This is a genomic window from Paraburkholderia terrae (genome assembly GCF_002902925.1).
In the GTDB taxonomy this organism is placed as follows: Bacteria; Pseudomonadota; Gammaproteobacteria; order Burkholderiales; family Burkholderiaceae; genus Paraburkholderia; species Paraburkholderia terrae.
This window is the reverse complement of the sequence record NZ_CP026112.1, coordinates 795,851-809,839: the sequence shown is the minus strand read 5'-3', so window position 1 is coordinate 809,839 and position 13,989 is coordinate 795,851. Positions and strand designations below refer to the sequence as shown.

14 protein-coding genes are annotated in these 13,989 nt (G+C 62.0%); 7 read left to right on the top strand and 7 right to left on the bottom strand.

What is annotated here, in order from left to right:
- Window positions 1-195 precede the first annotated feature (195 nt).
- The gene (locus C2L65_RS19825) at window positions 196-621 is read left to right on the top strand and encodes a septal ring lytic transglycosylase RlpA family protein (RefSeq protein WP_427910179.1); all 426 of its coding nucleotides are present in this window, start codon (window positions 196-198) and stop codon (window positions 619-621) included.
- Window positions 618-1,010: a hypothetical protein gene (locus C2L65_RS19820; RefSeq protein WP_156132420.1), complete on the top strand. Its 393-nt coding sequence runs from the start codon at window positions 618-620 to the stop codon at window positions 1,008-1,010. Before C2L65_RS19825 ends, C2L65_RS19820 begins: the two co-directional genes overlap by 4 nt.
- A 22-nt stretch (window positions 1,011-1,032) precedes the next feature.
- Here C2L65_RS19820 and C2L65_RS19815 read toward each other — a convergent pair whose 3' ends face one another.
- From C2L65_RS19815 to ahpC, 3 genes are all read right to left on the bottom strand, one after another.
- On the bottom strand, window positions 1,033-2,175 hold the full coding sequence (locus C2L65_RS19815) for a branched-chain amino acid ABC transporter substrate-binding protein (RefSeq protein ID WP_042316159.1): 1,143 nt from the start codon (window positions 2,173-2,175) through the stop codon (window positions 1,033-1,035).
- 270 nt (window positions 2,176-2,445) lie between these two features.
- Window positions 2,446-4,038 (bottom strand): alkyl hydroperoxide reductase subunit F, encoded by a 1,593-nt coding sequence (gene ahpF / locus C2L65_RS19810; RefSeq protein WP_042316120.1) that lies wholly within the window; start codon window positions 4,036-4,038, stop codon window positions 2,446-2,448.
- A 195-nt stretch (window positions 4,039-4,233) separates the two neighbouring features.
- On the bottom strand, window positions 4,234-4,797 hold the full coding sequence (gene ahpC / locus C2L65_RS19805) for an alkyl hydroperoxide reductase subunit C (protein ID WP_007737185.1): 564 nt from the start codon (window positions 4,795-4,797) through the stop codon (window positions 4,234-4,236).
- Window positions 4,798-5,028: 231 nt separating this feature from the next.
- Here ahpC and C2L65_RS19800 point away from each other — a divergent pair, with 231 nt between their 5' ends.
- On the top strand, window positions 5,029-7,416 hold the full coding sequence (locus C2L65_RS19800) for a DNA polymerase II (RefSeq protein ID WP_042316155.1): 2,388 nt from the start codon (window positions 5,029-5,031) through the stop codon (window positions 7,414-7,416).
- Between the two features lie 326 nt (window positions 7,417-7,742).
- On the top strand, window positions 7,743-8,780 hold the full coding sequence (locus C2L65_RS19795; RefSeq protein ID WP_042317403.1) for an IS481 family transposase: 1,038 nt from the start codon (window positions 7,743-7,745) through the stop codon (window positions 8,778-8,780).
- A 757-nt stretch (window positions 8,781-9,537) separates the two neighbouring features.
- On the opposite strand, the gene C2L65_RS19785 is transcribed toward C2L65_RS19795, so the two are convergent.
- The 3 genes from C2L65_RS19785 to C2L65_RS19775 form a co-directional block, all read right to left on the bottom strand.
- Window positions 9,538-10,563 (bottom strand): S1C family serine protease, encoded by a 1,026-nt coding sequence (locus tag C2L65_RS19785; protein WP_042312651.1) that lies wholly within the window; start codon window positions 10,561-10,563, stop codon window positions 9,538-9,540.
- A 104-nt stretch (window positions 10,564-10,667) separates the two neighbouring features.
- Window positions 10,668-10,859: a hypothetical protein gene (locus tag C2L65_RS19780; RefSeq protein ID WP_036000819.1), complete on the bottom strand. Its 192-nt coding sequence runs from the start codon at window positions 10,857-10,859 to the stop codon at window positions 10,668-10,670.
- 311 nt (window positions 10,860-11,170) lie between these two features.
- Complete coding sequence (locus C2L65_RS19775; RefSeq protein ID WP_042312653.1) at window positions 11,171-11,368, bottom strand: hypothetical protein; 198 nt, start codon at window positions 11,366-11,368, stop codon at window positions 11,171-11,173.
- A 52-nt stretch (window positions 11,369-11,420) separates the two neighbouring features.
- Here C2L65_RS19775 and C2L65_RS47080 point away from each other — a divergent pair, with 52 nt between their 5' ends.
- The 3 genes from C2L65_RS47080 to C2L65_RS46165 all read left to right on the top strand — a co-directional run bounded on the left by C2L65_RS47080 (window position 11,421) and on the right by C2L65_RS46165 (window position 12,227).
- On the top strand, window positions 11,421-11,543 hold the full coding sequence (locus C2L65_RS47080) for a hypothetical protein (protein WP_255221900.1): 123 nt from the start codon (window positions 11,421-11,423) through the stop codon (window positions 11,541-11,543).
- 168 nt (window positions 11,544-11,711) lie between these two features.
- Window positions 11,712-11,996: a hypothetical protein gene (locus C2L65_RS19770; protein ID WP_042312656.1), complete on the top strand. Its 285-nt coding sequence runs from the start codon at window positions 11,712-11,714 to the stop codon at window positions 11,994-11,996.
- 87 nt (window positions 11,997-12,083) lie between these two features.
- Window positions 12,084-12,227: a hypothetical protein gene (locus tag C2L65_RS46165; RefSeq protein WP_167306471.1), complete on the top strand. Its 144-nt coding sequence runs from the start codon at window positions 12,084-12,086 to the stop codon at window positions 12,225-12,227.
- 130 nt (window positions 12,228-12,357) lie between these two features.
- Here the strand turns inward: C2L65_RS46165 and C2L65_RS19765 are convergent, their stop codons facing one another.
- Complete coding sequence (locus C2L65_RS19765; RefSeq protein WP_042312782.1) at window positions 12,358-13,920, bottom strand: SulP family inorganic anion transporter; 1,563 nt, start codon at window positions 13,918-13,920, stop codon at window positions 12,358-12,360.
- Window positions 13,921-13,989: the final 69 nt, after the last annotated feature.

Here is a 13,989-nt window from a genome sequence, read left to right as displayed (position 1 = left end):
ATTTGTCAAAACATCGCCACCACTGTCGCATACCGTCAACCCGAAAATATTGAGACCGTTAGACCCGCTTCTCTTGCTGATTCGTGGTCTGCCGTGTCACCCGTTCGTCTTTTTGGATTACTAGGAATTTTCGGATTATTTGCCGGTTGCGCGCAGATTCCGTCCGAGCATCAGGCGTCGAGCACGATTGGAATCGTGTCGACGCCAATCACACCCGCCAAACCGGATAGCGTGTCGGATAACGAGAGGGTTCAATCTGAAGTCATCGCACTCCAGCCGGTTGGCGCCGCGCTGCAAACGGGCCACGCATCATGGTATGCGCGCAAGTTCGAGGGACGCCGCACTGCAAACGGAGAACGCTACAACGGCTACGCGTTGACGGCTGCGCATCGCTCGCTGCCGTTCGGCACTTATGTGCGCGTGACCTCGCAGTCCACAATGAGATCGGTGGTGGTTCGCATCAACGATCGCGGCCCGTTCGTCAAGGGACGTATCATCGATTTGTCTTATGCGGCGGCAACTGCACTCGGCCTGACTCGAGCCTCGTCGATGGACGTACGGATAGAACGCGTCGAACAGCAAGCAGACACTCGAACGGCATCCGGTGGATCAGAATCTTGAATCCCAAGATGGCGATATCTCATGCACACGCGGCGAGACGGAAGAAAATCAGTGTAATAGCGCGGTATGTCGCAGTTGCCGCGTGCATCGTCGCCTGGTGTGCTTCGGATGCGTTCGCCGCACGCCGTAAGCCCGAGGCACTCGTATCAGATAACGCGGCGCGCAGCCCGTCGACGCAGGCCCTCAAAAAGCCCAAAGCCAGCAAGAAGCTCGTAAAGGCTCCACGCAAAACCCACCGTAAAGCCAAAGCGGCTCGTCGTCCAGACGTGTTTTACCGCTGGTCCGACGAACAGTTGATGTTGGGCGGCGTCAGCCCATCGCAAATCGGCAAGCGCGGCGAGGACGCAAACGGTAAGCAGACAAGCAAAGGCGCGGCCTCCGCAAAATAGACGCCGCGCCCGACACCCAGTCTTAAATCGACCCGCCGCTGTACCTCACGACATCCAGCAGCGTCTTCTTCCTGTCCTGATAGTGATATAGGGTGATCGCACCTTCCTTCATGTCGCCGTGTGCGTCGAAGGCGATATGTCCGATCACACCGTTGTAGTCGGACATGGGCATCGCGGCGAGCACCTTCGCGGCGTCTGTGGTGTTGGCGCGCTTCATTGCATCGACGACCACGTACACGGCGTCGTAGGCGAACGGAGCGTTGAAGAGAATCGGACCGTTGAAACGCGCCTCGAAGCGTTTTTCGAACTCGGCACCCTGCGGCATGCGCGATACCGCGAGACTCGCTTCGGAACAAACGAGATTGTTCACAGCATCGCCCGCAAGCGCCGCCACCTTTTCCGTGCATGCGCCGTCGCCGCTCAGAATTTTCGCACTCAAGCCAAGCGCCGCCGCCTGACGAATGAACGGACCGACCGTCGAATCCATTCCACCGAACATGATGACATCCGGATGCGAGCTCTTGATGGTGGTGAGAATGGCGCGGAAGTCGGTGGACTTGTCGGTTGTGGCCTCGCGCGCGACGACGCGCCCGCCGCCCGCCTGCGCCGCCTTCGCGAACTCGTCGGCGAGGCCTTTGCCGTAGGCCGTTGCATCGTCGACAACGGCAATGGTCTTCGCGTTCAACGACTTCAGCGCGTAATCGCCGAGCGCGGGCCCTTGCTGCGCATCCGTCGCGACCACGCGATACGCGCTTTTGTAGCCCTGCTTCGTATAGTCGGGATTGGTCGACGACGGCGAAATCTCCGCGATGTTCGCGTCGTTATAGATGCGCGACGCGGGAATCGACACGCCCGAGTTCAGGTGGCCAATCACCGCAACGACATGTTCATCGACGAACTTCTGCGCGATCTGCGTGCCCGTCTTCGGATCGGCCGCGTCGTCTTCGCCGTCGAGTTCGAGACGTACCTTCTGCCCTGCAATCACGAGCCCCGTCTTGTTGATTTCCTCGACAGCGAGCCGCGCACCGTTCTCGTTATCCTTGCCGAGATGGCTGCTGCCGCCCGTGAGCGGACCCGCGTGGCCGATCGTCACCACCTGCTCGGCTGCACTGCCGTTGCCTTGTGCGGCCTCGTGCGATGGGGGCTCTTTCTTGTCGCAACCCATCAGCGTCAGGCTGGTCAGCGAGATGCCGGCCACGGTCAGTTTTACCAGATTGTTCACAGCGTTCTCCTCCATGATTGTTTGAATTTTCAAGCTACCGTCATTCGATTCGCATTCCGAACAGATACTCAAAAACGGTAGCACAAGGGAAAAGCTGGGACTGTAAAGATTGGTCAAGCAGACAACTCAAGAACTGATGGGAGGCCGCACAACGACAAACGGGCTAGCCGAAGCTAGCCCGTTTGCTTTTACAGCGAACACAAAACCCGTCGATCAGGCCTCAACCAGTTCCGCTGCCTGCGCGTCTTCCAGATCTTCGACGCTCGAACGGATCAGATGATCGAACGCGGCCAGCGATGCCTTCGCGCCCTCGCCCACGGCGATCACGATCTGCTTGAACGGCACCGTCGTCACGTCGCCGGCGGCGAACACACCCGGCACCGACGTCGCGCCCTTCGCGTCGACGACGATCTCGCCGTGCTTCGACAGCTCGACTGTGCCCTTCAGCCATTCGGTGTTCGGCACCAGACCGATCTGTACGAACACACCTTCGAGCTCGACATGCTTCGACTCGTTCGATGCACGGTCCGTGTAGGTCAGACCGTTGACCTTCTTGCCGTCGCCCGTGATTTCCGTCGTCTGAGCCTGGGTGATGACCGTCACGTTCGCGAGGCTGCGCAGCTTGCGTTGCAGCACTTCGTCAGCGCGCAGCGTTGCGCCGAATTCGATCAACGTCACGTGGCTAACGAGACCCGCCAGATCGATCGCCGCTTCGACACCCGAGTTACCACCACCGACCACCGCGACGCGCTTGCCCTTGAATAGCGGACCATCGCAGTGCGGGCAGTACGCGACGCCATGATTGCGGTACTCGCGCTCGCCCGGCACGTTGATCTCGCGCCAGCGCGCGCCCGTCGCCAGCACGATCGTCTTCGCCTTCAGCACCGCGCCGCTCGCGAGGCGCACTTCGTTGATCTTGCCGGGGATCAGCGCTTCGGCGCGCTGTACGTCCATCACGTCGACTTCATAGCTCTTCACGTGCTGCTCAAGCGCCGTGGCGAACTTCGGCCCTTCCGTTTCCTGCACGGACACGAAGTTTTCGATCGCCAGCGTGTCGAGCACCTGGCCGCCGAAGCGTTCCGCGACGACGCCCGTCGCAATGCCCTTGCGCGCCGCGTAGATCGCAGCCGCCGCGCCAGCAGGACCGCCGCCGACGATCAGCACGTCGAACACCGGCTTCTTCTCCAGTTCCTTCGCGGCACGCGCGCCTGCATTGGTGTCGAGCTTCGCGAGGATTTCCTTCACGCCGCTGCGGCCCTGGCCGAACACTTCGCCGTTCAGGAACATCGTCGGCACGGCCATGATCTGGCGCGACTCGACTTCGTTCTGGAACAGCGCGCCGTCGATCGCCACGTGACGGATGCGCGGGTTGATCAGCGCCATGATGTTGAGCGCCTGCACGACTTCCGGGCAGTTCTGGCACGACAGCGAGAAATACGTCTCGAACGCGAAGTCGCCGTCGAGTTCGCGGATCTGCTGGATCACGGCGTCGTCGAGCTTGATGGGGTGGCCGCCCGTTTGCAGCAGCGCCAGCACCAGCGACGTGAACTCATGACCCATCGGAATGCCGGCGAAGCGGATGCCCGCCGCCTTGCCCGGCTCACCGATCGAAAACGAGGGCTTACGCTCGTCGTCGCCGCGGCGCTCGATCACGCTGACGCGCTCCGACAGCGTGGCGATGTCGTTCAGCAGCGCGAGCATTTCCTGCGACTTCGCGCTGTCGTCGACGGAGGCGACGATCTCGATAGGACGACTGACTTTCTCGAGGTAGGCTTTGAGTTGGGTCTTCAGATTCGCGTCGAGCATGGTTTTTCGAGTCCGTGGCGAGATGGGAATGAGAGGTTCGATTCGCGCCAAAGCGTTACAACGAACGTGGCGCGTAAGGCAGTTCGCAAGGCTTGTGACCTTGCGGACTGCCTCACAACGACGCCGCGTGAGGCGGCGCCGCTCAAGGCAGGGTTTGCAGCGGGTAGCGTGTGGCTTCTAGCGAGCCGGTAAAACTTAGATCTTGCCGATCAGGTCGAGCGACGGCGTCAGCGTTTCTGCGCCCGGCGTCCACTTGGCGGGGCAAACTTCACCCGGGTGCGCCGCGATGTATTGCGCAGCCTGCACCTTGCGCAGCAGTTCGCCAGCGTCACGGCCGATGCCGTTGTCGTGGACTTCGCACAGCTTGATCTCGCCTTCCGGGTTGATCACGAACGTGCCGCGCAGTGCCAGACCTTCTTCTTCGATCAGAACGTCGAAGTTGCGCGAGATTGCCAGCGTCGGGTCAGCGATCATCGGGTACTTGATCTTTTGGATCGTGTCCGACGTGTCGTGCCATGCCTTGTGCGTGAAGTGCGTATCCGTCGACACGCTGTAGATTTCGACGCCGATTTTCTTGAATTCTGCGTAACGGTCGGCCAGATCGCCCAATTCGGTCGGGCACACGAACGTGAAGTCGGCCGGATAGAACACGACGACGGACCACTTGCCCTTCAGGCTTTCGTCGGTGACGGTCACGAAATCGCCATTGTGGTATGCGGTGGCCTTGAACGGTTTGACCTGGCTGTTGATGATCGGCATCTGATGCGTCCTCTTCGGTTGAGTGGGTTTGGGTACTGCGATGGAATGGATTATGAAGAAGTCGCAGAATTTGATAAATTTGATTGTTGCGATGCACCCTATTTAAATTTCCTATCGACAAGCCCAAACCCTTACCCGACAAGGGAAAGCGCCCCGGGCACGCCGTTTCGGGCGCGCGTAGAATTGCCGAATAAAGTGTCGGGGATGAGCGTTTTCAGCAGAGGTTTTCGTTTGAGTGAGCTTCAACAGGGGTTTCTTCTCACCCGTCATTGGCACGATACGGCCGCCGGAACGGAGGTCGAGTTCTGGCTCGCGACCGACGACGGTCCGCGCCATATCCGCCTGCGCCCGCAGCCGAACGTCGCGTTCATCCCCGCCGCGCACCGCGAGCGCGCGGAGGACGTGCTGCATCGGGAGAAGAACGCCCAGTCGCGCGGCGTCGAACTGCGCCCGCTCGATTTGTGCGACTTCCAGCATCGGCCGGTGCTGGGGCTGTATTGCCCGCAGTACCGGCAGCTGACCGGGATCGAAAAACGTCTGAAACAGGGTGGCGTCGACGTCTACGAAGCCGACGTGTTCCCGCCCGATCGCTACATGATGGAGCGGTTCATCACCGCGCCCGTGCTGTTCGGCGGCGAGGCGAATCCTGACGGTCATGGCCCGCTGATGAACGCCGACATGAAGCCCGCGAGCGGCTATCGTCCGAAGCTCAGGCTGGTGTCGCTCGATATCGAAACCAGCGCGCACGCCGAGTTGTATTCGATCGCGCTGGAAGGCTGCGGGCAGCGCCAGGTTTACATGCTCGGACCGCAGAACGGCGACGCGACGGACCTCGACTTCGCGCTGGAGTATTGCGACACCCGGGCGCAACTGATCGAGCGGCTGATCGGATGGCTGGAGACGCACGATCCCGACGCGATCATCGGCTGGAATGTCGTGCAGTTCGATTTGAAAGTGCTGCATGAAACCGCGCAGAAGTGCGGCGTGCCACTGCGCATCGGGCGCGGCGGCGCGGTGATGGAATGGCGCGAGCATGGCCTGAAGCAGAACCACTTCTTTGCGGGCGCGGCGGGGCGGCTGATCATCGACGGCATCGAGGCACTGCGCTCGGCCACGTGGAGCTTTCCGTCGTTCAGCCTCGAATACGTCGCGCAGTCCGTGCTGGGCGAAGGCAAGTCGATCGACAACCCGTATCAGCGGATGGATGAAATCCAGCGCCGCTTCGACGAGGACAAGCCCGCGCTCGCCCGCTACAACCTGAAAGACTGCGAACTCGTCACGCGCGTCTTCGGCAAGACGGACCTGCTGTCGTTCCTGCTCGAACGCGCGACGGTCACGGGGCTGCCCGCCGACCGCAGCGGAGGGTCAGTGGCGGCGTTCACGCATCTATATATGCCGCGCATGCACCGGCTCGGCTACGTCGCGCCGAATCTAGGCGACGTTGCGGGCGCGGCCAGCCCTGGCGGCTTCGTGATGGACTCGAAGCCGGGCCTCTATGATTCCGTGCTGGTGCTCGACTACAAGAGCCTGTATCCGTCGATCATCCGCACGTTTCTGATCGATCCCGTGGGGCTGGTCGACGGCGTGCGTCACCCCGACGATGAGCATTCCGTGCCCGGTTTCCTTGGCGCGCGGTTTTCGCGCGCGCACCACTGCCTGCCGTCGATCGTTGCGCAGGTGTGGGAAGGACGCGAAGCCGCGAAGCGCGAGCAGAACAAGCCGTTATCGCAGGCGCTGAAGATCATCATGAACGCGTTCTATGGCGTGCTTGGATCGACGGGCTGCCGGTTCTTCGATCCGCGCCTTGCGTCGTCGATCACGATGCGCGGCCACGAGATCATGCACCGCACGCGCGAGCTGATCGAAGCGCGCGGGTATGCGGTGATCTACGGCGACACCGATTCGACTTTTGTGTGGCTGCGCCACGCACATGATGAGGAAGACGCGGCGCGCATCGGACGTGAGCTGGTTAGCGGAATCAATGCGTGGTGGCGTGAGCATTTGCGCGAGCGCTTCGGGCTGGAGAGCGCGCTGGAACTGCAATTCGAGCGGCATTACAAGCGCTTTTTCATGCCGACCGTGCGCGGTGCGGAGGAAGGCAGCAAGAAGCGCTACGCGGGATTGACTGTGCTTGCCGATGGCGGTGAAGAAGTCGTCTACAAAGGTCTCGAAACGGTGCGCACCGATTGGACACCGCTTGCGCAGCGGTTCCAGCAGGAACTGTATCTGCGCATTTTCAAGCAGCAGCCGTATCGGGATTATGTGCGGGATTATGTGCGGCGCACGCTGGCGGGTGAGTTCGATGATCTGCTCGTGTATCGCAAGCGGCTGCGTCGGCCGCTGTCCGACTATGAGCGCAATGTGCCGCCGCATGTGCGTGCTGCGCGTTCCGCCGATGAGTTCAACCGGCAGCGCGGTCGGCCGCTGCAATATCAGAATGGTGGATGGATCAGTTATGTGATGACAGGCAGCGGGCCTGAGCCGCTCGAAACGCTGCGCTCGGAAATCGACTATGAGCATTATCTGACGCGGCAGCTTCAGCCTGTTGCGGATGCGATTTTGCCTTTGCTTAAGGATGATTTTGCTACGTTGGCTTCGGGGCAGAAGCAGTTGTTTTGAGGGGGTTTTGCTGTCTGCGACGCTGGGTAGTTTTGACTCTGCGCTGGCATCCGCGTTTTGTCTTTGGGCTTCATGCGCCGCGGTTTGGTTTGCTTGCGGTTTCGCTGGCATCCGCGATGCGTTAGCCTGCTTCAAGCGTCGCCCCTGTGCGGGGCGGCACCTACTTTTCTTTGCCGCCGCAAAGAAAAGTAGGCAAAAGAAAGCGGCTAACATGTAATAGCCTAGACTAAATCTGACAGTAGTCGGTTTCTCGTGCCGTTGCGCGTGGGCGCGGAGGACGTAGTCCGAAGCGGCGACGCGCAACGGTGAACCGCAAGGAGTCCACCATGACTCAGGAACAGAAAGTCATCCGCGCCAAGGTCGGTATGCTCGAACTGGCGCGGCAACTGGGCAATGTCAGTCAGGCCTGCCGGGTAATGGGCTATTCCCGCGACAGCTTCTACCGCTTCAAGGAACTGTACGACAAGGGTGGTGAAGCGGCCCTGCAGGAAATCTCCCACCACCGCCCGCTGCTAAAGAACCGCGTGGATCCCCAGGTCGAGGCCGCGGTGATCGAACTGGCCCTGGAACTGCCCGCTTACGGCCAGATCCGTATTGCCAACGAGGTGCTCAAACGCCACGCCCTCAGCGTCTCGCCACAGGGAGTGCGTAGCATCTGGCTGCGCCATGATCTTGAGACCATGAACAAGCGCCTGAAGGCGCTGGAGGCGAAGTCCGCCCAGGAAGGGCTGGTGCTGACCGAATCGCAGCTCACCGCGCTGGAGCGGGCCAAGCTGGAAAAGGAAACGCATGGCGAATTCGAATCTGAATGTCCCGGCTACTGCGGCGCCCAGGATACCTTTTATGTCGGCACCCTCAAGGGCGTCGGCCGCGTCTATCAGCAAACCTTCGTCGACACTTACTCGAAGGTGGCGTTTGCCAAGCTCTACGACCGCAAGACCCCGCTGCCGGCGGCCGACCTGCTCAATGATCGCGTCGTACCGTTCTTCGACAGCTACGGTATTCCGCTTGCTCGCGTTCTGACTGACCGGGGTACCGAGTACTGCGGAAACCCCGAGCATCACGAATATGAGCTCTATCTGGCCGTGGAGAACATTGATCACACCCGCACCAAAGCTCGTTCTCCACAGACCAACGGCATCGTCGAACGACTTCACAAGACCATGCTCAACGAGTTCTATCGCATCGCGTTCCGCAGGAAAATCTACGATTCGATCGCAGCCCTGCAGACCGATCTCGACGCATGGCTTGACCAGTACAACAATGAGCGCGAACATCAAGGGCGATGGTGTTACGGCAAGACACCTATGCGTACCTTCCTCGACTCACTCGAACTTGCCAGGGAGAAACTGATTCCTCACTGAATCGCCTTCCTTCATTCGCTTCCCCGACTACCTGTCAGGTCCGGTCCAGGCTAATACAGCTAACACCGCTAATTCTTGTGCTTGCCTGAGGGCCCCCACAGGGTCTTACGCTTCACACGGCAATCACGTGACCCATGTTCGTTGCCAACGCTCTTGCGGTGCGCCTCACCCGCTTCACGCACCCGCGCTTCACCATGCCGTGCCGGGTAGTCCACTGCCGCCCAGGTGGCAAACTGTGTGTAGGCCCCTTGTGCTCCACACGCGTCACTCCGGACCGATAGCGCGCGCGTTCCACCATGTAAGAGCGCTACCCTATGCGACGCGACAACCTACACACAGTTTGCCACCTGGACGGCACATACCATTCGCTGCCGCTTGCCCTTGTACGGGTGTCTGAAGCGGGTGAGGCGTTTATTCGAAGCGTTGGCAACGAACACGAACAGATACGTTGCCGTGTGAAGCGTAAGACCCTGTGGGGGCCCTCAGGCAAGAACTAGAACTGGCGGTGTGAGCCGCTTTCTTTTGCCTACTTTTCTTTGCGGCGGCAAAGAAAAGTAGGTGCCGCCCCGCACAGGGGCGACGCTTGAAGCACGCTAACAAAGCGCGGATGCCAGCGAAACCGCAAACACCGTAACGCGGATGCCAGCGCAGAGGCCAGAACAACCAAACCTGATGCCAGAAAAAACCAAACCACCACCCAGCGTCGCAGACAAAACCAAACCCAAAACCAAACCCAAAACCAAACCCAAAACCAAACCTAAACTCTCTGCTCAACAGGCACAACAACCACCTCCACCCGCTGCGCCCCGCGCAAAACAGACACGCTCACAGAGCGCCCAATCCTGGACCCATCCATCACGCGCTGCAGCGCATCGACACCCTCAACAACCTGCCCATCAACCGCAACGATCGTATCATCCGTCCGCAGCCCGCCGAGCGCGGCAGGACTTCCCTTAACGATCTCCATCACCCGCACGCCGCTTTCCGATTCCAGCGCGAAATACCGCTGCACACGCCGCGGCAGCGCGAAAGTCGTACCCGCCACGCCGATATAAGCGCGCCGCACGCGCCCGTGCGCAAAAATCTGCATGATGACCCACTTCGCGGTATCGATCGCCGTCGCGAAGCTGATCGACTGCGCGCCCGGAATGATCGCCGTATTCACCCCGATCACCTGGCCCGCCGAGTTGATCAACGGCCCGCCCGAATTGCCCGGATTGAGCGCGGCATCCGTCTGGATCACGTCATAGATCATGCGCCCCGAGTTCGACCTCAGCGAGCGCCCGAGCGCGGAAACCACGCCCGCCGTCACCGTCTGCTCGAGCCCAAGCGGATTGCCAACCGCGATCGCGATCTGCCCGACGCGCAGCTTGCCCGACTCGCCAAGCGCGACATGCGGCAACGGCTCCGGCGAGCCGACACGCAACACGGCCAGGTCGCTGTGCGGATCGTCGCCGACCAGATCGGCGTCGAACTTCGTGCCGTCGGCGAGTTGCACGCGGATATGCGTCGCGCCATGCACGACGTGGCTGTTGGTCAGTAGATAACCATCGGGTGTGAAAATAAAGCCCGAGCCGGTGCCCGCGCGCGCATGGCGCTCCGGCGCGCCCGGCACGCGGCGCTCAACAGTGATGAAGACGACGGCCGCCCGCACCCGTTCGAGCGCATCGATGACGGTGCGCGAATAGGCGTCGAGGAGTGCGTCGTCTTCGGACGATCCGGCGGCAGAGGCGCTCGGCAGTACACCCGACAGATCGTCGACAAAACGGGGACGGCTTCCCATAACAAGGCTCCGTATAAACGAGAGCCGAAGTTGCAGGGCAAGCAAGCCGTTTTCAAGCGCAGCGGCCGGCGAGGAAAAACGACGAGGCCGGCCCGGGGGAAAAGTCAGATGAGCCTGAGGTTGCGGATGCGGCCGATGCGCGGAGAACGTTCGAGTATCAGCTTCTCGATTGCTTCGGGCAGCAGCGCCTTGGGAATGTTCGACGGCACGTCCGACACCAGTTGCGACGGCACATTCACGATGAAGTCGTCGGGGGCGGTGGCGAGGCTGTGCTCGTAGGTAACGCGGTAGTCCATGCTGGGTGCGAAAACGTAGGTGATGTTGCGAAATCGTGGCGTCGGAAGGCGCGCCGCTATCGCGCGGGCGCATTCTTTCCGAGATCGTACAGCAACCCGCAACGCGCGCGGCACCGCATGCGCCCGCAATGTGCGCCGCCTAACGCCGAACGTCGAACGCCAGCCACCGGGCTGCCCACATGCCGCGCCGCGTAAAAAGCCGGACGGGACGCTCACGCATCCACATCCGGCTTCTTTGGATCTCGATCACGTGATCGTTCTGGATGATTCGCCGCCGTGCGGCCTGAGTTCACCCTGCCGCGGCCACGCGCTTACCGATGCCACCCGCCATGGCCCCAGCAACAGCTATAGCCGATGCCGACGTTCACCGACGGCCCCGCGTAGTACCCCGGCCCGTAGCCATAGCCGTAGGCGGGCGCGTACCCATAACCATACGGCGGCGCGACGACGCAGCCTCCCAAACTAATCGTCGCCACGGCGACGGCTGCCAGCGTCAGAAGCTTTTTCATGGTCGTTCTCCCTTCTCTTCTGTTATTTGAGCAGACGCTACAGAAGACGTGCGTGACCACTTGTGACGGCGCATTACGGCTCGATACCAACGGACAGCCACCGCGCCTCACACTCGACCCGCGCAAGAAAGGCGCCCGCGCAACCCAGGGCCTCTACGTGCAGACCGAGCAATAACAGTTGCTTACCATTCGCCGGGATGTGGACGGGAAGCGGGCATTCTGGTCGTTCGCAGGCACATTTCGATGACGGCGGTATGAATCCGAAATCGGCCTCTGTTCGACCGATTGAACGCCGGCCCCGCAGCGCACACTGCAGTCATGCCAGTGTACTGAGGAGCCTGAAATGTCTTCCCGTTATGACAGCAGCAACCCGTTCGAGCCCGACGCGCTCAACGCGCCGGAATGGAATAACCCGCGGGAATACCCGGAGTCCGATCTGATGCGCGGCTTGCAGCTCGCGTCCGACACGGTGCTGCGCCTCGCCACCCAGACGCACGCCGCCGTCGCACGTGGCGATGCGGTGAGCGCGGAACTGGCTCGCGTATCGCTGGAGAAGCAGCTTGCACTGACCACGCGGCTGATCGACGAGCTTCTGTTCGACGGCGAGACGCAACACACCACGCATTGACCGGCCGCCCGCGCGACCGGGCGAACTGAACTGAACGGCAGCAACCGCACCAACTGCAGCGCCGACTGACTGAGACTGGAACTGAAAATGGACGTCTTGACCGTACTTCTCTGCATCTGGGCCATGGTGGCATTGTGCGCAGTGCTGTTCATCCGCGGCGCGAGCCCGCGTGTCGAGCGTCCCAGCAAGGCGAAGCAGACGCGGTCGTCGCGCTTTTCGATCGCCGAGTAATCCTTCCGCCGATACGGCGAGGATGCGCTGACCATCGGCGCCCTCGCCTTCCGGCCAGCACTTTCCGAAACTGCTGTTCCAATAGACCGATAACGCGCGCCGCCGCGCGCTATCGCGCCCTTTTTACGGGTCAGCCCGTCGTCGCGCCTAGTGACGGCAGCGCCGCCCGGCCTTCCTGAGCCGCCGGCTCCGGCCAGCGCATACGCTCGACGGTGATCTGCCGTTGCGCCGCCTCGCCCACGAACGCATCGAGCGTGTCGCGGATATCCCGGTCGATGAAATCGGCACGTTCCGCGTCGATCAGCACCGTCGCGCGGTCCGGAATCTGCGCGAGACAGCGCGTGAGCATCGGCTTCGACAGGAACGTCGCGTCCTTGCGCAGCACCAGCAGATAGTGATCGTCGTGACACGTCAGCGTGAACGTGCGCGACAGGTTCGAGCGCAGCGCGAGCACCGCGCTCGTCGCAATGCCGATGCCAATGCCGATCAACAGATCCGTCGCGAGCACGCCAGCAATCGTCGCCACGAACGGCACGAAGCGGTCGACGCCTTCTCGCGCCATCGCCGCGAACAGCGCCGGCTTCGCAAGCTTGTAGCCCGTGTGAATCAGGATCGCCGCGAGACACGCGAGCGGAATCAGGTTCAGCACGGCCGTCAGCGCGAACACGCTCGCCAGCAGCAGCACGCCGTGAATCACGGCCGACATGCGCGTCTGCGCGCCCGCATTCACGTTCGCCGAGCTACGCACGATCACGGCCGTCAGCGGCAGACCGCCAAGCACGGCCGCCACCATATTGCCCACGCCCTGCGCCTTCAACTCACGGTCCGGCGACGCGCGGCGGCGCTTCGGATCGATCTGTTCGACGGCCTCGAGGCTCAGCAGCGTTTCCAGACTCGCGACGATGGCGAGCGTCAAGCCGACGCGCCAGACGTCACCATCCACGAGTTGCCTGAAGTCGGGCATCGAAATCGCGCCCGTCAGCGCGGCGAACGAATCCAGCGACACCAGCGACACCCGATGCTCAGCCGGCACCGCGAGCGCGGGCGCCAGCACATCGAGCGCGAGCGTCACGCCGATGCCGAGCGCGACGACCGCGAGCGGTCCTGGCAGCATGCGCACGATCGCGTAGCGCTTCGCGCGCGGCGTCTCCCACGCGAACAGCATCGCCACCGAGATGAGCGCGAGCACAGTCGTCACCATCGACAGGTCGCCGAACGGCGTCGCCAGCATGGCCGCGTGCGCGACTTTGGCATCCGCGCCGCTCACGAGCCCCACGCTGAGCGGAATCTGCTTGATGATCAGGATGATGCCGATCGAAGCCAGCATGCCCTTGATGACGGCGACGGGCACGAAGCTGGCGAGCTGTCCCGCGCGCAGCAGGCCGAAGCCGATCTGCAACGCGCCCGCGATCAGCACGGCGGCGAGAAACGCGGAGAAACTGCCGAGCGACGCGATCGCCGACACGACGATCACGACGAGGCCCGCAGCCGGCCCGCTCACGCTCAGATGCGAGCCGCTCAGCAGCGCGACGACCAGTCCGCCGATAATGCCGGACACCAGCCCGGCAAACGGATCGACGCCGGACGCGGTGGCGATGCCCAGACACAGTGGCAGCGCGACGAGAAACACGACGATCCCGGCGAAGACGTCGCTGCGCAGGTTCGATAGACGGGAAACAGGTGGAGTGTGCATGGTATCCGCAAGGTCGAGTTGAGCCACGCCGCCCGGCGACGCGCCGGCGGCTCGATGAACGTGAACGTG